The following is a 19,779-nucleotide window of genomic DNA, read 5'->3' on the forward strand; positions in this document are numbered from 1 at the left end:
GTTTTTTTATTGCTCATATCCTGAGCCGAGGAAGATGTGTGTTATTAACTAAAATCACTTTTTTTGAGCGCTTTGAGCACGATATATTAAGTGGCACTAAAACCATTACATTGCGTGATGAAACGGAATCCCATGTGATTGCAGGTCAAACGCTTCCCGTTTCAACCTTCGAAACCGACCGCTGGTTTTGTGATATCCATATTATTGATGTCGTGCCAGTGACCTTAACTGAGCTCTCAGATATTCATGCTAAGCAAGAAAATATGACGTTGCCGCAGTTACGTGATGTGATTGCAGAAATTTATCCCGGTCTTGAGCAATTGTTTATGATCCAGTTTAGGGTTTTACCGCAGTAAAAGTATAGAGCGTAATTCGTAAAATAAAAAAGGCCGCACAGCAGCCTTTTTATTACAAATTCAATGGCATATTAAGTTGTCGAAGATTGCTGAACTGTTCAAGAACATCAGCTATCCAAGACAACTAAACCGTCCAAGGTAACAGTTTTTTGGCAAAGTGATCGGCTTGGCCTAAGCGAATCGCTGCGCGGTGACGCATCCGATAAAATGCTTGATAGCACAGGGGGACTAAGTACAAGCTAGTCACTGTCGAGAACGATAAGCCACCGATAATGGCGATTGCCATGGGGTAATATGGCGGGCCGCCGCCACCGATTTGGGTATCACCCATTGCCAGTGGGACTAATCCCAGTACTGTTGTACCTACTGTCATTAACACTGGCCGCAAACGGGTGATACACACCTCCCGAATGGTGTCAGACAATTTGTCGAGTTCCGGTGTCATCTGATTGATTTGATCCACCAGAACGATACCGTTGTTCACCACTATCCCCATTAAAATCAAGATACCTATCATTGCCATCACAGAAATAGGGGTGCCTGTGATAAACAGCGCCCAGAATACACCTGTGATGGAAAATAGGATCGAGGTAATAATCGCCGTTGGTAATAGTAGAGATTCAAACAACGCCGCCATAACAATATAAATCATCGCGACAGCCAAGAGCATATTAGTCACCATCACGTTCTGATCTTCATCTTGGCGCTCGAAGCCACCACGGAGTGAATAGTCGTAACCCTCTGGGAAACGGATATTTTCCATCACTTGCTTGATCTTAGTTTGCGCCTCTTCTGTGGTGAGGTTTTCTAAGTTAGCTCCAATAGACAGCGAGGTTTGGCGATTGAAGTGTTTGATAGTATCGAAGCGGGGTTGGATCTCAATCTTCGCCAGATTATCTAAGGTGTACACTCTTTGGTCGAGGCGTACTATGGGTAACTGTTTGAGTTTCTCAAGTGACTTTTGCCATTCTTTCTCGTAGGCCATTTCGATGCGCAGCTCGCCATTAGGATCGTGGCGGAAGGATCGCAGCGGTGAACCGCGCAGTGCCATGGAGATACTTGAGGCAATTTCATTGAGTTTTAAATCTAACCGCGCCGCCATTTGTCTATCAATGCGGATAATCACTTCTTGCTGAGCGCCGTTAAGCTCGGAGCGAACATCTTGTAATCCTTTGATATTTTGCAACAAAGGAATAACTTGCTCGCTTAAGTTAATCAGCTCAGAGGTTGAACGTCCTGTCAGTGTGACTCGCACGCCAGAGTTGTCATTGCCCCAGCCAAATTGTGGTTTGGCGATGGAATACTTAGGAAAGCCGCTACGGATTTTCTTTTTTAACTCATCCACTGATATAGGCAAATCTTTCTTTAGGAGGATCACCGATGAGCCATCATCAGAGGCATAATAGCTGTAGACAGAATCAATATGGAATTCCTCTTTATTGTTATAAAGATACTCTTCCATTTGGTTGACCATCGCCTCAGTGACATTGAGATTATGTCGACCTTCTACTTGGTAGTTAATGTAGATTCGTTCATTGCTCTCGCTGTCTTCTTGGTCCTGTTTAACCATAGATAGCGGCAGGGCGGTGGATGCGAGGATCGCTACAGCAATCACGCCTGAACGCCAAGGTCTGAGCAATACCCAATCTAGGGTATTATTGTAAAAACGTTGTAATTTACCCGCATCCTTTTCGGGGGCGATGTCGAAGTGGAACTTAGTCAACATCAAAGGGATTAAGGTTTTTGCGACCAATAGCGACGCTGCGAGTGAGATACAAATCGCAATAGCAACATGCTCTAGAAAAATGGTGATCTCGACTTTTACGCCAAAAATATTAGGTAAAAATACAATGGCGGTTGTCATTGTGCCTGCCAATACCGCCAGAGACACTTTATCGACCCCCGTCATGACTGACTCTTCATTGTCTTTAGGGTGTTTACCTTGTTTTTCCTGCAGTACGCTCTCAGTGACGACCACTGCGTTATCAATCAACATACCGACGGCGAGCAGGAGTCCCATCATAGACAGAATATTCAAGCTGTAACCGAGTAGATACATAGCGGCGAGCGTCATACCGATTGAAATAGGCACGGATGACACAACCACTAAAGTCATTTTCAAATTACGCAGGAATAAGTACAGCACGACAAAGGACAGCAGTGCACCGATTAACCCTGAAAGCAGCAAATCCATTAGTGAAGATTTTACTCCAGAGGCTTGATCCTCCATGATAAATAGGCGAATACCTTGGAACTGTTGGTCCTGCTTCGCAAGCTCAATCACCTTCATGACACGGTCTGACACTTCGACTAAGTTAGCGCCAGATTCCTTAAAAACATCCAAACCCACGGCATAGTGCTTATCTAAATGTCGACCTTCGATACGTTCAGGTAGGGCAAATTGCACATCGGCGATATCGCCTAAGGTCAATCCGGGGATCAGTACTAGTGCTTTGATATCTTCAAGGTTTCTAAACTCACCCTTAGGTGAAACTTGATAAACGATATTACTGGCCCTGAGTGTACCTGCGCTCAGCACAAAGTTCTCTCTGCCGAGACGTTGTTGCAAATCTGTGGCTGAAAATCCACTGGCGGCAAGGCGGTCGGCATTGATGCGTACCTCAATTTGCTTTTGCTCAACGCCGTACAGGCTGACCTTAGAGACACCTTCAACACGTTCAAGCGGACGCTTGAGCTGTTTATCGAGTAGATCGAATGCACCTGAAAGCTCACGATCACTTGAGATACGTATGGTGAGCACAGGCATGTCGGCGGTGGAGAATTGGCGGATAAAGACCCGCTCCACATCCTTGGGCAGTAAATGCCGCACTGCATCGATTTTTTCCCGCGCTTCTAAGCTCTTAGTGGCAACGTTTTCCCCCCACTTCATGTTGATTTCGATTTCGGCGCCTTCTTGGGAGGATTCTGATTCAAGCTCATCAATCCCCCCCATAGTCGCGAGGGATTCCTCCAGCACTTTGGTAATATCGCGCTCCACTTCAGCAGGGGTCGAGCCTTTGTAAGGCACTTCCACCACTATCTGTGGGATATCAATACCGGGGAACATTTCCAGCGGTAATAGGCGACTCGAGGCGAGACCAAACAGCAAGATAGCAAAGAAAAACATGCTGGTGGTTACGGGGCGCTTAATGGCTAAACGGGTGAGGTTCATGGGCGAGCCTCCTCTACGTTTACATGTGAGCCTGTTGCTGCGTATTCTTTTCGATCAAACAGGGCATAGAGCACTGGGAGCACAATTAAGGTCAGTAGTGTTGATAAACTCAGACCAAAGATCACCGTAATCGCCATCGGTGCGCGCACCTCTGAGCCATCACCTAGACCTAGCGCCATCGGCAATAAGCCTAAGGTCGTGGTGAGGGTTGTCATCATAATCGGGCGTAGGCGCGATTTAGCTGCATCGCGAATGGCATCAAGTTTTTGAGCACCTTCGCTACGCAGTTGATTGATCCGATCCACAAGCACAATCGCGTTGTTCACGACGATCCCCGCCAACATGATAAGGCCAATAAATACCACCACACTCAAGTGAGTCTGGGTGATATAAAGCCCAAGTACACTGCCACCTAATGCCATAGGTACGGCAAAGAGGATAAGCAAGGGGTGCAGTAGTGACTCAAACTGACTCGCCATGACTAAATACACTAAGAAAATCGCTAAGATAAGGGCAATTTTGAGTGATTGGAACGAGTGCTCCATTTCCTCATTTTGACCACCAAAACGGGCCTGGACCGATGCGGGTAACACTTGTTGCGATAGTATCTGCTGCGCCTGTGCAACCGCATCGCTTAAATCACCATAGGCGAGGTTAGCTGATACGAGAGCCACACGTTGTTGGCTGATGCGGTTAATCGCAGATGGGCCTAATTGCAATGAAACTTCTGCAACTGCGCTTAATGCAATAGGCTGACTGCTATTCGGGTTGATAATTAAGGCATCGATATCGCTGATTTGATCCCGCTCTGCGAGTTCACTGCGCACCAGAATATCAATCTTACGGTCACGCACTGTGTATTGACTGGCAACAGTACCACCAACACGTTGGGCAATACGGTTCGCAACCGTTGGCGCATCCATTCCTAGAGCCGCTAACCTTGCATGATCGAAACGGATACTTAGCTCAGGTTGACCATCACGTAGACTGGTGTTCACGTCTGCAAAACGCTCCGATGCGGATAATGCTTTGACGAGACTATCTGCGCTGCGTTTGAGCAAGTTTAAATCGTAACCTGTGAGCTCAATTTCCAGTGGCGTTTTAAAGCTGAATAACTCAGGTTGCTCAATTTTCGCTTCAAGTTCAGGAATACGGCGCGCAGTATCACGTAATACTTGAGTGACTGCGTTATAGGCACTGTGGTCGTTAAGCACCACTTGCAAGCGGCCCCAGTTTTCACCCCCGCGGGCAGTATCCGAAGTCATCAAACCGCCGCTACCTGCTTGGCTATAAGCATGTTTAACTTCAGCTCTGTCTTTAATGGACAGTGCAAGTTGCTGTAATATCTTGTCGGTTTCGCTCACTGCCGTACCCGGCGGCAGTAAGATCTCCACGTAAAACTCACCCTGATTCATTGGCGGAATAAGCTCCATACCAAGTCGTGGTAACAAGCTAATACAAGCGCCTGTTATTGCAATCGTGAGTAACAGCGTTGCTTTTTGTTGGCGCAGCGCCGAGGCCAGAAGCTTGTAATAAACCTTCTCAATACTGTGGTAGACAAAGTTAAATACTGAGCTTAACGGGCGCATCACTAGACCAATAAGCCATGAGAAGAAGCGGCCTAAAATCAACACTAAGGTCAGTAGTGCACTAGGTAAGTAACTAACAATTAATAGAATAGGAAAGGAAAACACAGTCGCGCTATAGTGTTTAAGCTTACCCATTTTAGTGGTGGGTTTATCCTTAGGTGTCGTTTTTATCAGAGCGGGTAAGGTTTTAAAGCCTTCACGTGATGCCAGCATTGGAATGGATGTTAACGCGACTAATAGCGATGCTAACAGCGCAAAAGTGACTGTTAGCGCTTGATCTGAGAAGAGGGCGCCGGCAATCCCATCCACGAATACTAGCGGCACAAACACCGCAAGAGTGGTGAGTGTTGAGGCAAAAATTGCGCCTGCCACTTCTTTAGTTCCCGTCACTGCAGCTTCTAATTTACTCATGCCTTCGCTACGGCAGCGGTCTATGTTCTCTAATACCACAATAGCGTTATCGACCAAGAGACCGATGGCAAGGGCAATACCACCTAATGACATGATGTTTAAGCTGATATCGGCAAAATACATCATGTTAAAGGTGGCGATGACTGAGAAGGGAATCGAGATAGAAATAATCAGTGTCGGGATGATATTACGCAAGAACAGGTAAATCACTAGCATAGATAACAAGCTGCCCATCAGCGCAGAAGAGGTGACTTCGCTGACCGCACTTTCGATAAACTCAGACTGATCGTAAATCACTTCGAGCTTATTTTGCTTAGGGTCTTGATTGATTTTGACGAGTTCATCGCGCAGTTTTTTGGCGACAGCGACAGTATTTGCATCACCTTCTTTATAAATGGCCAGTTCAATCGATTCTTGACTGCCAATGCGGGTGATATCACTACGCTCCTTGTAGGCATCTGTGATGGTAGCAACTTCGAATAAACGGACTAAAGCTTGCTCGTCGCGATAGACGATCACTTGGCCGAGTTCATATAATGAGTTGAATTGGTTTAGCGTTCGTACTAAGTATTCGCGATCACCTTGGATCACTTTACCCGCAGAGAGGTTGATGTTTTCCTCATTAATACGACGTTTAATATCATCGGCATTGAGATTGAGCTGCGACAGTTTTTCTTGATTGAGCTGAATATGCACTTCTTGCTCTAGGCCGCCAGATAAACGCACGGCGGCGACCCCAGATAGCGCCTCTAAACGACGCTTAAGCTCTTCCTCTGCATAGGTGCGCATTTGTTTGAGATCGGCTTCAGATGCATTGGGCACCGACAGCGCGAGACGCATAATGGGGTCGAGATTGGGGTTAAAACGAAGTAATAAGGGCTTTTTTACATCGAGCGGCAGAGCGATAGTGTCGAGTTTTTCACGTACATCTAAACTCGCCATATCCATTGTTGTGCCCCATTCAAACTCGAGCACCACATCTGACATGCCTGAGCGCGAAATAGAACTGATTTTACGTAAGCCTTTGACCACGCCAACGGCTTCTTCAATCGGTTTAGAGACGAGCTGTTCAACTTCTACTGGCGCCGCGCCGTCATACATAGTGCGAATGGTTAATGTGGGATAGCTTAAGTCTGGCAGTAACTTCACCGCTAGGCGGGAAAATCCCACCATACCGAATAAAATCACTGCCAGCATGAACATCCATACTGTGACTGGCCGTTTAACCGAAGTGCTGATAATTGACATGAAAGGCTCCTATCAGTTCTTAGCGGAAGCAAGATCGAGTGGGGTGATCACTTCGACTAAGGATTGGTCTTTCAAGTTTTGCTGGCCACGTGTAACGACTTGTTCACCGGGATTAATACCTGTAATCACTTCTACCGAATCACCTTCACGGTAGCCAATTTCGACTTCACGACGGTTCGCATTGGTACCATCAATAACATAAAGCGCTTGCTTGTTGTCTTGGTTAATCAAGGCGCTGTAGGGAACGGTAATCACGTTCTCGTGGGTGTCGTATTTGAGCTCAACTCGGGTAAACATGCCAGCTTTAAGGCGTGCCTCTTGATTCGGCACTGCAAGTGTCACCTTAAAGGTGCCACTTTGTGGGTCCACAATCGGGCTTATGCGCAACACTTTGGCATGGATAGCATTCTTGCTATGTTGATTACTAAACACTTGTGCTTCTTGGTCGAGTTTTAAGCTCGCAAGCTGTTGCTCTGGCAAATGAACTATACCGTGAAGTTCATCTTGGTTGACTATATAAAACAAGTCGCCAAATTCCTTCGCCATATTGCCAGCTTTCACATAACGTTTAGCTACGACGCCGCTAATAGGGGACAGTACGCGGCTTTCTTTTACTTGCAGTTCGGCGAGATCTTTTTTAGCGATAGCGGCTTGCAAGTTATATTCAAGTTTGGCCATTGAATCTGCGCTGATAAATTCTCTGTTGCTCATTTTCTTCAGACGATTTAATTCTTGCTCGATGATTTTGACTTCGGCTTCTGAGCGGTCTAAATCGTATTGCTGTCTTTTGGCATCAATAACAGCGAGCACTTGGCCCTTTTGAACGCGGTCACCTTCTTCAACAGCGAGAGATTCAATGAGCCCTGATATACGACTCACTACATTGGCTTCCTGTGGCGCTTCTAAGGTGGCAGTTGTACTGTAAAAAGAAGAAACGTTTCCTTGCATCACTGTAGTGGTTTCGACGGGAATGGCATATTTTTCTTCTTTTTTGACCACTTCTTCCTCACCACAGGCTGCTAGCATCGAAATCATTAGCAGTGGCAGGGTGAATTGAGCAATTTTTGACTTTTCCATAAGAATGTTACCTGTTGTCTTTATTGTGATGTCAGTTGTTAGCAGAAACCATGCCAATATTTAAAGTTGTTTAATTTCAGATTGTTAGCTGTATTTTTGGCTAAGTGTGATTTGTGATTCTTACTAAATGTAGCTAAAAGGTTTAAAAAGTGATGAGAATAACTAAACGCGGTTAATTAAGATTACACAAGTGCGCAATTGCAACAATGTATTTTGTCAGGAGAAGTAATACCAATCGTATTAAATATCTGTTCATTCAGCGGGAGTTCAACGCGCTTTAGACAAGGCGAAGGCTTGAAGGCATAGTGGTGCTCTGTTGAAAGCCTTGAACGCAGTATAAAGCGCTTTGCCATGTAGTGAACATCAGCCGCCCTTCGGGAGCCTCACAGACATCCCACTCCGGTGTTGCATTGACTTAAAAGGGAATAACCATTTCTGCGTCAATGCGCCTTGGATTGAAATGCCTGTGAGGCTCTGAACTGATTAGATATTTAATGTGATTGGTATAAGTTTAAAAGAGGATTATTTGAAATGAAAAAAGCGCCCTTAGGCGCTTTTTAATGCGTAAGTCGTGGGACTTAGCGTTTGTCTTGTGCGACGAAATCACGCGCAGTTTCACCAGTATATAACTGACGTGGACGGCTGATTTTGTGGCCTGGTTGATCTAACATTTCTTTCCAGTGCGCAATCCAGCCTACAGTACGTGCCAGTGCGAACAGCACAGTGAACATACTGGTTGGAATACCAATGGCTTTCATAATGATGCCAGAGTAGAAGTCGACGTTTGGATACAGCTTTTTAGAAATGAAGTATTCGTCTTCAAGTGCAATGCGCTCAAGCTCCATTGCCACATCCAAGAGTGGATCTTGTACTTTCAGTTCTTTCAGCACTTCATGACAGGTTTCACGCATCACTTTGGCTCTTGGGTCAAAGTTTTTGTAAACACGGTGTCCAAAGCCCATCAGACGGAAAGGATCATTCTTATCTTTAGCGCGTTCAATGAATTCAGGAATACGGTCTACTGAACCGATTTCTTCTAACATTTGCAAACAGGCTTCGTTAGCGCCGCCGTGTGCAGGGCCCCAAAGAGATGCGATACCCGCTGCGATACACGCAAATGGGTTTGCACCTGAAGAACCGGCTAAACGTACTGTTGAAGTCGATGCATTTTGTTCATGATCTGCATGTAAAATGAAGATCCTGTCCATTGCACGTTCAACAATAGGGTTAACTATGTATTCTTCGCACGGTACAGCAAACATCATGCTTAAGAAGTTGCCCGCATAGCTTAAGTCATTACGTGGGTACACGAATGGCTGGCCTGAAGAATACTTGTAGCACATGGCTGCTATCGTAGGCATTTTTGAGACTAAGCGATAAGCTGCGATTTCGCGGTGACGTGGATCGTTAACATCCAGAGAGTCTTGGTAAAATGCAGATAATGCACCCGTCACACCACATAACATGGCCATAGGATGAGCATCACGACGGAAACCTCTAAAGAAGAAGGCTAGCTGCTCGTGAACCATAGTGTGGGTTTTAACTGTATGTACAAACTCAGTATATTGCGCTTTGGTCGGCAGTTCACCGTAAAGCAGCAAATAACACAGGTCTAGGTAATCGGAGTCAACGGCAAGTTGATCGATTGGATAGCCACGGTGTAACAATATACCTAGATCACCATCAATATAGGTAATTGCAGATTCACAGGAGGCAGTCGCAAGAAAACCTGGATCAAAAGTAAAGTAACCTTTGCTGCCAAGTTTACTGATATCGATTACGTCAAAACCAGCGGTTCCCTGCTTTACTGGCAATTCTATCGAGTCGTTCCCTGGTAATTCTAATTTGGCTTTTAAATCAGCCATACCCCGTTCTCCTTACTTAGTTCTTATCTGTGAGTGCGGCATGTCAAACCGCCATTACTTTACAGCCATTCTAGATCACATTTCAATTTAAATAAGCGTTTAAATTAGTTAGACCATGGTATAAAAGCCTTTACTTTTCTATTTGTAACTGGCACTTACAGTAAAAAATAGTCAAAAAAACATAATTTGCATTCTGTGATGTTTGTATTTGACATTTGCCGCGAGTATACTTGCCTCGCCCAATAAGGGCCGCAAACAACGATTATAAAGCACCCTTTGTTTACATGTTAAATGAGTGCGTGCTCAGATAGTTAACTGTTTGTTTAAACTTTGCTTTTGTGTTTACTTTTGCAGTGATCAACCTCCTGTTTAAAGTTTGTACAAAAGCGGTTCACATAACAAAAAAAATGCTCAATGGAGCTGAGTGAGCAGAACGTGAAAAAGCAAAGACCTGTCCATTTAGATCTGCAGACCATTCGCTTTCCTGCAACAGCGATTGTGTCAATTCTTCACCGTGTTTCCGGTGTCATCATGCTGTTCGCAGTTGGCATTCTCATTTGGTTGCTAAATTCATCTTTAGCATCAGCTGAAAGTTTCGCTGGCGTACAGTCTCTATTCGATAACTTCGTGATGAAGTTTATCCTGTGGGGCATTATGACTGCACTGGCGTATCACTTGTTTGGTGGCCTGCGCCACTTAGTAATGGATACCGGTCGTTGGGAAGAATTGTCATCGGGTGCCGCATCAGCGAAAGCTGTATTTGCCTTAACGGTAGCCTTTTCAATCATAGCGGGGATCTGGGTATGGTAACCAATGCAGCAAGTTTTGGACGCAGTGGTGTTCATGACTATATTCTACTACGCGCTAGTGCAGTGATCCTCGCCTGTTACACCATTTTCTTGGTTGGCTTTATTGCATGTAGTTCCCCTCTCACCTACGACGTCTGGCATGGCCTATTTAGTGCTCTGCCAATGAAAGTGTTTACACTTCTGACGCTGGTAGCCTTATTAGTACATGCTTGGATTGGTGTATGGCAAGTGCTGACAGATTACGTTAAGTGCACGTCGTTACGTGGTGTTTTACAGTTCACCTTTGTCGTTACCGTATTTTGTTATTTAGCGGCCGGCATTGTTATTGTGTGGGGTGTCTAAGTGAGTATTCCAGTACGCGAATTTGATGCTGTAGTGATCGGTGCCGGTGGCGCTGGTATGCGTGCAGCGCTGCAGATTTCCAAAGAAGGTAAAAGCTGTGCGCTTTTATCAAAAGTATTCCCAACTCGTTCTCATACCGTATCTGCGCAGGGTGGTATCACTGTTGCGTTAGGTAACGCCCATGAAGATCATTGGGAACAGCATATGTACGATACCGTGAAAGGTTCCGATTTTATCGGTGACCAAGAAGCGATTGAGTTCATGTGTAAAACCGGTCCTGAAGCCGTTATTGAACTTGAGCAAATGGGTTTGCCTTTCTCTCGTTTCGAAAATGGCACGATTTACCAACGTCCGTTTGGTGGTCAATCTAAGAACTTTGGTGGCGAGCAGGCTGCACGTACTGCGGCAGCTGCCGACCGTACTGGTCATGCTTTGCTGCACTGTTTATACCAACAAAACGTTAAGCATAAGACGCAAGTCTTCTCAGAATGGTATGCATTAGATCTCGTTAAAAACGATGATGGCGCCGTTGTGGGTTGTACTGCGATTGAAATTGAAACAGGCGATATCGTTTATTTCAAAGCCAAGGCAACGATTCTAGCGACAGGTGGAGCAGGGCGTATTTACGCTTCGACCACTAACGCGCATATCAACACCGGTGACGGCGTCGGTATGGCAATGCGTGCTGGCGTGCAAATGCAAGACATGGAAATGTGGCAATTCCACCCAACTGGCATCGCCGGCGCGGGTGTACTTGTGACTGAAGGTTGTCGTGGTGAAGGCGGTTATCTGCTGAACAAAGACGGCGAGCGTTTCATGGAGCGTTATGCCCCTAACGCGAAAGATTTGGCATCACGTGACGTGGTAGCACGTTCAATGATGACTGAAATCCGCGAAGGTCGTGGTTTAGACGGTCCATTAGGTCCACACTGTTTACTCAAGCTTGATCACTTAGGTAAAGAAACATTAGAAGCACGTTTACCAGGCGTGTGTGAATTGTCTCGTACCTTTGCCCATATCGATCCGGCCGATGGTCCAATCCCAGTATTACCAACTTGTCACTATATGATGGGCGGTCTGCCAACTAAGGTCAGTGGTCAAGTTATTCGTAAGAATGAAGACGGCACTGAACATGATGTTATCGGTCTGTTCGCTGTGGGTGAGATTGCCTGTGTATCTGTTCACGGTGCAAACCGCTTAGGTGGTAACTCATTGCTCGACTTAGTGGTCTTTGGCCGCGCGGCGGGTCAGCATTTAGGTAAAGCTTTGGATGAGACTGACGATCCAAAAGACGCAAGCGATGCGGATATTCAAGCATCTCTGGCCCGTCTGAATCGTTGGGAAAGCAACAAAGATGGCGAAGATCCAGCGCAAATACGTAAGGATCTGCAACTGTGTATGCAATTAAACTTCTCTGTATTCCGTCGTGGCGATGCTATGGCTGAAGGTTTAGAGCAGTTGAAAGTGATCCGCGAACGTCTTGCAAATGCTAAATTGTCTGATAACTCTCGTGAATTCAACACTCAACGTATTGAATGCTTAGAGTTAGATAACTTAATGGCAACGGCGATTGCAACGGCTTATGCGGCTAACTTCCGTACTGAAAGTCGCGGTGCTCACTCACGTGAAGATTATTTAGAGCGTGATGATGAGAACTGGTTATGCCACAGCTTATTTGACCCAATCACTGAAACGATGGATCGTCGTGCAGTGAACATGGCACCTAAGTTACGTGAAGCATTCCCGCCGAAGAAACGTACCTACTAGGAGTTGCAAAGATGAAATTGACATTTGCAGTTTATCGCTACAATCCTGACGTAGATACTAAACCGTATATGCAGGATTACAGCTTAGAAGTGGCTGAAGGCTCTGACATGATGGTGCTCGATGCACTGATCAAGTTGAAAGAGCAAGATCCGACTTTGTCATTCCGTCGCTCATGCCGTGAAGGCGTGTGTGGTTCAGACGGCGTGAACATGAATGGTAAGAATGGTCTGGCGTGTATTACCCCAATTTCAACCTTTAAAGGCAAGAAATTAGAAATACGTCCATTACCAGGTATGCCAGTTGTTCGTGACTTAGTTGTTGATTTAACTCAGTTCTATAAGCAGTATGAGAAGATCAAGCCTTACCTCATCAATGATGAGAAACAACCTGCTCGTGAACACTTACAATCCCCTGAAGAGCGTGCTCATTTAGATGGTTTGTACGAATGTATCATGTGTGCTTGTTGTTCTACGGCTTGTCCATCATTCTGGTGGAATCCTGATAAGTTTATCGGTCCAAGCGGTCTGCTTCATGCATATCGTTTCTTGATCGACAGTCGCGATACAGCTACAGAAGAACGTTTATCTGAGCTGGACGACGCCTATAGCGTGTTCCGTTGCCATGGCATCATGAACTGCGTTGACGTTTGTCCAAAAGGTCTTAATCCGACTAAAGCAATTGGTCATATTAAGTCCATGCTGTTGAAGCGAGCAGTGTAATGCGAGAACCCGAGCTGAAACCAATAATAATATAGCTCTTGAAGAGTCACTTTCTGGTAGCAGAAGGTGACTCTTTTGCGTATGTAATGGAAGACAACGCGCCGTATATCTGGACATCTAGGGGCGGCAGAAATTATGCGTCGAAGGTAATCTCTACAGACTGCATATTTAATACTATGGCTAAGCACGTGTATAAAGTTTGAAAGGAATAGAAATGCACCAAGGCATCATGAAAGCCTGGCTCGAATCATCTCACTTAAGTGGTGCAAATTCGACCTACGTAGAAGAGATGTATGAAGCCTATCAAGAAGACCCACAGTCAGTCGCTGATGATTGGCGTGCGGTATTTGATAATCTCCCTCCTGTGAACGGTGCCTCTGTTGATGCGCCTGAAGCTGCTCACTCAAAAGTACGTGATTATTTTCGCAGTTTAGCGTTAGAAGGTCGCCATAAGAGCTCAGCTCGTGTGACGGATCCTGAAATGGATGCTAAACAAGTTAAAGTCCTGCAATTAATTAACGCCCATCGTTTCCGTGGTCACCAAGGTGCTAATCTTGATCCCCTCGAACTGTGGAAACGTGAACCAGTAGCTGATTTAGATCCTGCTTTCCACGGCTTGACTAAAGAAGACATGGAACGTGAGTTTAATACAGGTTCTTTTGCTCATGGTGGCGAAACCATGAAGCTCGCGGATTTGGTAAAAGCGCTGAAAGCCACCTACTGTGGTTCTATCGGTGCTGAATATATGCACATTACCGATACCGATGAGAAACGCTGGATCCAACAACGTCTCGAACCTTCCTTAGGTAAAGCTAACTACGATAAAAGTGTTAAGACACGCATTCTTGAAGGCCTTAACGCCGCAGAAGGTATTGAAAAATACTTAGGTGCTAAATTCCCTGGTGCGAAACGTTTCTCGTTAGAAGGCGGTGATGCGTTAGTGCCTATGATGCGCGAAATTATTTATCGTGCAGGTGAAGCCGGTACTAAAGAAATCGTCGTCGGTATGGCTCACCGTGGTCGTCTGAACGTATTAGTGAACGTATTAGGTAAGCGTCCAGCTGAACTGTTTGACGAGTTCGCGGGTAAGCATGCTGATACCCACGGTTCTGGTGACGTTAAGTACCACCAAGGTTTCTCCTCTGATTTTGAAACGCCGGGCGGCAATGTGCATTTAGCACTGGCCTTTAACCCATCGCACCTTGAAATCGTTAACCCTGTGGTGATTGGCTCTGTACGTGCCCGTCAAGACCGTCGCGGTTGTAAGGATGGCTTACAAGTCATGCCTATTACTATTCACGGTGACTCTGCAATTGCAGGTCAAGGGATAGTACAAGAGACATTCAACATGTCTCAAACCCGTGGCTTTAAAGTCGGCGGCAGTATTCGCATCGTAGTGAACAACCAAGTGGGTTTCACGACGTCTAACCATGCGGACACTCGTTCGACTGAATACTGTACTGACATCGCTAAGATGGTTCAGGCTCCGATTTTCCACGTTAACTCTGATGATCCCGAAGCCGTTGCTTTTGTGTCGCAGTTAGCCGTTGATTATCGTAACGAGTTCAAACGTGATGTGGTGGTTGAATTAGTGTGTTATCGCCGTCATGGCCATAACGAAGCCGATGAGCCAAGTGCAACTCAGCCGCTGATGTATGCCAAGATCAAGAAACACCCAACGCCACGTAAGATTTATGCAGACAAGCTAATCGCTGAAAACGTGATGGCTGCTGATGATGTGACTGGTCTTATCAATAATTACCGTGATGCATTAGATCAAGGTGATTGTGTGGTTAAAGAATGGCGCCCAATGACGCTGCATTCTGTTGACTGGACTCCGTATATCGGTCGTGAGTGGGACGAAGCGTATCAAGCCTCTATGTCGGCTGAGCGTTTACAAAGTCTGGCTGACAAACTGAGCTATGTACCTGAAAGTCATCCATTGCAATCACGGGTGGCTAAGATTTATAGCGACCGTTTAGCGATGGCAAAAGGCGAGAAACCACTCGATTGGGGTTTTGCAGAAACGCTGGCTTATGCCTCGATTCTGGAAGACAACAAGCGTGTACGTATTACAGGTCAGGATTCTGGCCGCGGTACTTTCTTCCATCGTCATGCTGTATTGCACAATCAAAACGATGGCACGACTTACATGCCACTGCGCAATATTGCTGATGAACAAGGCCCAATTGATATTACTGACTCAGTATTATCTGAAGCCTCAGTACTGGCGTTTGAGTATGGTTATGCCACAGCAGAACCCGGCGGATTGACTATTTGGGAAGCGCAGTTTGGTGACTTTGCTAACTGTGCCCAAGTGGTAATCGATCAGTTCTTGTCATCGGGTGAGCAGAAGTGGGGCCGTTTATGTGGTCTGACTATGTTGTTACCCCATGGCTATGAAGGTCAAGGCCCTGAGCATTCAAGCGCCCGTTTAGAGCGTTTCTTGCAGATGTGTGCTAACCACAATATGCAAGTGTGTGTGCCTTCAACACCTGCACAGGTCTACCATATGTTGCGCCGCCAAGTGGTGCGTCCTATGCGTCGTCCACTTATTGTTATGTCGCCTAAGTCATTACTACGTCATCCATTAGCGGTTTCAAGCTTGGAAGAATTAGCCAATGGCAGTTTCCAAAATGTGATCGGTGAAATCGATACGTTGGAAGCAAGCAAGGTTGACCGAGTTGTCTTCTGCAGTGGTAAGGTTTACTTCGAGCTGCTGGAAAAACGTCGTAAAGAAAATATCACTAACGTAGCGTTAATCCGTGTCGAACAGTTATATCCGTTCCCACATGATGAAATGATCGTTGCTTTGGCTGATTACCAACATGTGAAAGATTTTGTTTGGTGTCAGGAAGAGCCACAGAACCAAGGTGCTTGGTACTCTAGTCAACACCATTTCTGGGCCGCGGTTCCTGCAGGTGCACAGTTAACTTATGCTGGTCGTGAAGCGTCAGCTGCACCAGCGTGTGGTTACCCTGAGTTGCACACACATCAGCAAGAATCTTTAGTGAACAGTGCCCTGAAACTTACAATCACACTGTAGTAATAGACATTTTATAAAAGGATAGTTTTTCATGAGTATCGAAATCAAGGTACCCGTACTACCAGAATCTGTTGCCGATGCCACGATTGCCACTTGGCATGTGAAAGTGGGCGAGCAAGTTTCTCGTGATCAAAACCTGGTTGATATTGAAACCGATAAAGTGGTTCTTGAAGTGGTTGCGCCAGAAGATGGCCACATTGGCGAGTTCTTATTTGAAGAAGGCGCCACTGTTCTGGGTGAACAAGTGATCGCTAAATTTATCGCCGGTGCTGTATCGGGTAAAGAAGTCACTAAAGCACAAGCTGAAGCGGCAACGCCTGCAGCTGAAACCAGCGATGAAAGCAGTGATGCGTTAAGCCCATCTGTTCGCCGTTTACTGGCAGAGCACAATGTTGATGCCAGCAAAGTAAAAGGCACTGGTGTGGGTGGTCGTATTACGAAAGAAGACGTAGAAGCCTTCGTTAAGTCTGCCCCTAAAGCTGCGGCGCCAGCAGCACCTGCTGTAGCTCCGTTAGCGGCTGGCCGTAGCGAGAAGCGCGTGCCAATGACACGTCTGCGTAAGACAATCGCAAACCGCTTGTTAGAAGCGAAAAACTCTACCGCTATGCTCACGACGTTTAACGAAGTGAACATGAAGCCAATCATGGATATCCGTAAGCAATACCAAGATATCTTTGAAAAGCGCCACGGTATCCGTTTAGGCTTTATGTCTTTCTACATCAAAGCCGTGACTGAAGCGCTGAAACGTTTCCCAGAAGTCAACGCGTCTATTGATGGCGATGATATCGTCTATCACAACTACTTCGACATCAGCATCGCAGTATCAACACCACGTGGTCTGGTAACACCAGTGTTACGTGACACAGATACCATGAACTTAGCTGAAATCGAAAAAGCAGTTCGTGACTTAGCCCTTAAAGGCCGTGACGGTAAGCTGACTGTGGCTGACATGACTGGCGGTAACTTCACTGTGACTAACGGTGGTGTTTTCGGTTCACTGATGTCTACACCGATCCTTAACCTGCCACAAAGTGCGATTTTAGGCATGCATGCCATTAAAGATCGCCCAATGGCAGTCAATGGTCAGGTTGAAATCCTGCCCATGATGTACCTAGCACTCTCATATGACCATCGTATTGTTGATGGCCGTGAGTCTGTTGGTTTCTTGGTTGCGATTAAAGACTTCCTAGAAGACCCAACTCGTCTGCTGCTTGATCTGTAACACAACTCGATAAGAGATTGCGCTTAAAGAAATAGCCAGACATACCCTCGTGACTGGCCCAAACGGGCCAGTTGGATTTGATTAGAAGTATACGGATAGATCATCATGAATTTGCATGAGTATCAGGCAAAATCCTTATTTGCCGAATATGGTTTACCAGTGTCAGAAGGTTTTGCATGTGATACAGCCCAAGAAGCTGTAGAAGCGGCAGGCCATATTGGCGGAAATTTATGGGTTGTTAAGTGTCAAGTACACGCAGGCGGCCGCGGTAAAGCAGGTGGCGTTAAAGTCACTGGCGATAAAGAAGAAATCAGAGCCTTTGCCGAACACTGGTTAGGCAAAAATCTGGTGACTTATCAAACTGATGAGAAAGGCCAGCCAGTTGCTAAAATTTTAGTAGAAAGCTGCACCGACATCGCTAACGAACTGTACTTAGGTGCCGTTGTTGACCGCGCGACTCGTCGTGTTGTGTTCATGGCGTCGACTGAAGGTGGTGTTGAAATTGAGAAAGTGGCAGAAGAAACGCCAGAACTCATCCACACTGCAATCATAGATCCTTTGACTGGCCCACAAGGTTATCAAGCACGTGATCTTGGCTTCAAGTTAGGTTTAAACCCAACTCAAATGAAGCAGTTCACTAAGATTTTCATGGGTCTGGCGACTATGTTCGTTGATCATGATTTCGCATTGCTTGAAATCAACCCACTGGTTATTACCACTGAAGGCAACCTACACTGTCTAGACGGTAAAATCGGTATCGACGGTAACGCACTTTACCGTCAACCAAAAATCAAAGGCATGCACGATCCATCACAGGATGATGCCCGCGAAGCTCACGCTGCTAAGTTCGAGCTGAACTACGTTGCATTAGACGGTAACGTTGGCTGTATGGTGAACGGTGCTGGTCTTGCTATGGGTACTATGGATATCGTTAACTTGCACGGTGGCAAGCCCGCGAACTTCTTAGACGTAGGCGGCGGCGCGACGAAAGAACGTGTAGCTGAAGCATTCAAAATCATTCTGTCTGACAGCAATGTGAAAGCGGTTCTGGTTAACATTTTCGGCGGTATCGTACGTTGTGACATGATCGCAGAAGGTATTATCGGCGCTGTTAAAGAAGTGGGCGTTAAAGTACCTGTTGTGGTTCGTTTAGAAGGTACTAACGCTGAACTTGGCCGTGAAGTATTAGCTAAATCAGGTCTAGATATCATTGCAGCTACCAGTCTAACTGACGCGGCTGAGCAAGTAGTTAAAGCTGCGGAGGGCAAATAATGTCTGTCTTAATCAATAAAGATACCAAGGTAATTTGCCAAGGTTTCACTGGCGGTCAAGGTACATTCCACTCACAACAAGCTATCGATTACGGTACGCAAATGGTGGGCGGTGTGTCTCCTGGTAAAGGTGGTCAAACTCACTTAGGTCTGCCAGTGTTCAACACTGTGAAAGACGCTGTGGCTGCGACTGGTGCGACTGCTTCTGTGATCTATGTACCGGCTCCTTTCTGTAAAGATGCCATTCTTGAAGCTATCGACGGTGGCATCGAGCTTATCGTTTGTATCACTGAAGGCATTCCTACACTGGACATGCTGCAAGTTAAAGTGAAGCTTGAAGAAACTGGCGTTCGCATGATCGGCCCTAACTGCCCAGGTGTTATCACCCCAGGTGAATGTAAGATCGGCATTATGCCAGGTCACATCCACTTAAAAGGCAAAGTGGGCATCGTTTCTCGTTCAGGTACTCTGACTTATGAAGCGGTTAAGCAAACAACGGATGAAGGTTTCGGCCAATCTACTTGCGTAGGTATTGGTGGTGACCCAATTCCAGGTACTAGCTTCATTGATGTACTGGAAATGTTCCAAAACGATCCACAGACTGAAGCGATCGTTATGATCGGTGAAATCGGTGGTAACGCTGAGGAAGATGCGGCGGCTTTCATTAAAGCACACGTGACTAAGCCTGTTGTGTCTTATATTGCGGGTGTCACTGCACCTGCTGGTAAGCGTATGGGCCATGCTGGCGCGATTATCGCTGGCGGTAAAGGTACTGCAGAAGACAAATTTGCTGCATTAGAAGCAGCGGGCGTGACAACTGTCCGCTCGCTTGCTGATATCGGCAAAGCGCTGCGTATTCGTACAGGTTGGTAAGCTAACCTTTCG

At 46.1% G+C, this 19,779-nt stretch carries 13 protein-coding genes; 9 read left to right on the plus strand and 4 right to left on the minus strand.

Features of this window, described 5'->3' with window-relative positions; genetic code table 11:
• The first annotated feature begins 38 nt into the window (after positions 1 to 38).
• Positions 39 to 356 (plus strand): N(4)-acetylcytidine aminohydrolase, encoded by a 318-nt coding sequence (gene yqfB, locus L5L77_RS02025; protein ID WP_113940516.1) that lies wholly within the window; start codon positions 39 to 41, stop codon positions 354 to 356.
• Positions 357 to 480: 124 nt separating this feature from the next.
• On the opposite strand, the gene L5L77_RS02030 is transcribed toward yqfB, so the two are convergent.
• From L5L77_RS02030 to L5L77_RS02045, 4 genes are all read right to left on the minus strand, one after another.
• The gene (locus L5L77_RS02030; protein ID WP_263221942.1) at positions 481 to 3,528 is read right to left on the minus strand and encodes an efflux RND transporter permease subunit; all 3,048 of its coding nucleotides are present in this window, start codon (positions 3,526 to 3,528) and stop codon (positions 481 to 483) included.
• Complete coding sequence (locus tag L5L77_RS02035; RefSeq protein WP_263221945.1) at positions 3,525 to 6,776, minus strand: efflux RND transporter permease subunit; 3,252 nt, start codon at positions 6,774 to 6,776, stop codon at positions 3,525 to 3,527. The genes L5L77_RS02030 and L5L77_RS02035 overlap by 4 nt, the downstream gene beginning before the upstream one ends.
• A gap of 12 nt (positions 6,777 to 6,788) precedes the next feature.
• Positions 6,789 to 7,853, minus strand: a complete 1,065-nt coding sequence (locus L5L77_RS02040) for an efflux RND transporter periplasmic adaptor subunit (RefSeq protein WP_263221948.1) — start codon at positions 7,851 to 7,853, stop codon at positions 6,789 to 6,791.
• A gap of 578 nt (positions 7,854 to 8,431) precedes the next feature.
• A complete protein-coding gene (locus L5L77_RS02045) occupies positions 8,432 to 9,718 on the minus strand; it encodes a citrate synthase (RefSeq protein WP_028759699.1) in 1,287 nt (428 codons plus the stop codon).
• A 414-nt stretch (positions 9,719 to 10,132) separates the two neighbouring features.
• Here L5L77_RS02045 and sdhC point away from each other — a divergent pair, with 414 nt between their 5' ends.
• The 8 genes from sdhC (at position 10,133) to sucD (ending at position 19,767) form a co-directional block, all read left to right on the plus strand.
• Positions 10,133 to 10,528 (plus strand): succinate dehydrogenase, cytochrome b556 subunit, encoded by a 396-nt coding sequence (gene sdhC, locus L5L77_RS02050; RefSeq protein WP_012089416.1) that lies wholly within the window; start codon positions 10,133 to 10,135, stop codon positions 10,526 to 10,528.
• Complete coding sequence (sdhD, locus tag L5L77_RS02055; RefSeq protein WP_028759700.1) at positions 10,522 to 10,869, plus strand: succinate dehydrogenase, hydrophobic membrane anchor protein; 348 nt, start codon at positions 10,522 to 10,524, stop codon at positions 10,867 to 10,869. The genes sdhC and sdhD overlap by 7 nt, the downstream gene beginning before the upstream one ends.
• Positions 10,870 to 12,636 (plus strand): succinate dehydrogenase flavoprotein subunit, encoded by a 1,767-nt coding sequence (gene sdhA / locus L5L77_RS02060; RefSeq protein ID WP_006081980.1) that lies wholly within the window; start codon positions 10,870 to 10,872, stop codon positions 12,634 to 12,636. It abuts the gene before it with no gap.
• Between the two features lie 11 nt (positions 12,637 to 12,647).
• Positions 12,648 to 13,355: a succinate dehydrogenase iron-sulfur subunit gene (locus L5L77_RS02065; RefSeq protein WP_028759701.1), complete on the plus strand. Its 708-nt coding sequence runs from the start codon at positions 12,648 to 12,650 to the stop codon at positions 13,353 to 13,355.
• A 214-nt stretch (positions 13,356 to 13,569) separates the two neighbouring features.
• Positions 13,570 to 16,401, plus strand: coding sequence for a 2-oxoglutarate dehydrogenase E1 component (gene sucA / locus L5L77_RS02070; RefSeq protein ID WP_028759702.1), 2,832 nt, complete (start codon positions 13,570 to 13,572; stop codon positions 16,399 to 16,401).
• Positions 16,402 to 16,432: 31 nt separating this feature from the next.
• Positions 16,433 to 17,623 (plus strand): 2-oxoglutarate dehydrogenase complex dihydrolipoyllysine-residue succinyltransferase, encoded by a 1,191-nt coding sequence (odhB, locus tag L5L77_RS02075; protein WP_006081977.1) that lies wholly within the window; start codon positions 16,433 to 16,435, stop codon positions 17,621 to 17,623.
• 105 nt (positions 17,624 to 17,728) lie between these two features.
• Positions 17,729 to 18,895 (plus strand): ADP-forming succinate--CoA ligase subunit beta, encoded by a 1,167-nt coding sequence (gene sucC, locus L5L77_RS02080; RefSeq protein ID WP_006081976.1) that lies wholly within the window; start codon positions 17,729 to 17,731, stop codon positions 18,893 to 18,895.
• Positions 18,895 to 19,767 (plus strand): succinate--CoA ligase subunit alpha, encoded by an 873-nt coding sequence (gene sucD / locus L5L77_RS02085; protein ID WP_028759703.1) that lies wholly within the window; start codon positions 18,895 to 18,897, stop codon positions 19,765 to 19,767. Before sucC ends, sucD begins: the two co-directional genes overlap by 1 nt.
• Positions 19,768 to 19,779 lie beyond the last annotated feature (12 nt).

Source organism: Shewanella sp. SM29, from assembly GCF_025654245.1.
GTDB lineage: Bacteria > Pseudomonadota > Gammaproteobacteria > Enterobacterales > Shewanellaceae > Shewanella > Shewanella oncorhynchi.

Coding starts and splice junctions, on each gene's coding strand:
- odhB (WP_006081977.1), top strand. CDS start 16,433: ATGAGTATCGAAATCAAGGTACCCGTACTACCAGAATCTGTTGCCGAT.
- L5L77_RS02040 (WP_263221948.1), bottom strand. CDS start 7,853: ATGGAAAAGTCAAAAATTGCTCAATTCACCCTGCCACTGCTAATGATT.
- sdhC (WP_012089416.1), top strand. CDS start 10,133: ATGGAGCTGAGTGAGCAGAACGTGAAAAAGCAAAGACCTGTCCATTTA.
- L5L77_RS02045 (WP_028759699.1), bottom strand. CDS start 9,718: ATGGCTGATTTAAAAGCCAAATTAGAATTACCAGGGAACGACTCGATA.
- sdhD (WP_028759700.1), top strand. CDS start 10,522: ATGGTAACCAATGCAGCAAGTTTTGGACGCAGTGGTGTTCATGACTAT.
- L5L77_RS02065 (WP_028759701.1), top strand. CDS start 12,648: ATGAAATTGACATTTGCAGTTTATCGCTACAATCCTGACGTAGATACT.
- L5L77_RS02035 (WP_263221945.1), bottom strand. CDS start 6,776: ATGTCAATTATCAGCACTTCGGTTAAACGGCCAGTCACAGTATGGATG.
- sucD (WP_028759703.1), top strand. CDS start 18,895: ATGTCTGTCTTAATCAATAAAGATACCAAGGTAATTTGCCAAGGTTTC.
- sucC (WP_006081976.1), top strand. CDS start 17,729: ATGAATTTGCATGAGTATCAGGCAAAATCCTTATTTGCCGAATATGGT.
- sucA (WP_028759702.1), top strand. CDS start 13,570: ATGCACCAAGGCATCATGAAAGCCTGGCTCGAATCATCTCACTTAAGT.
- L5L77_RS02030 (WP_263221942.1), bottom strand. CDS start 3,528: ATGAACCTCACCCGTTTAGCCATTAAGCGCCCCGTAACCACCAGCATG.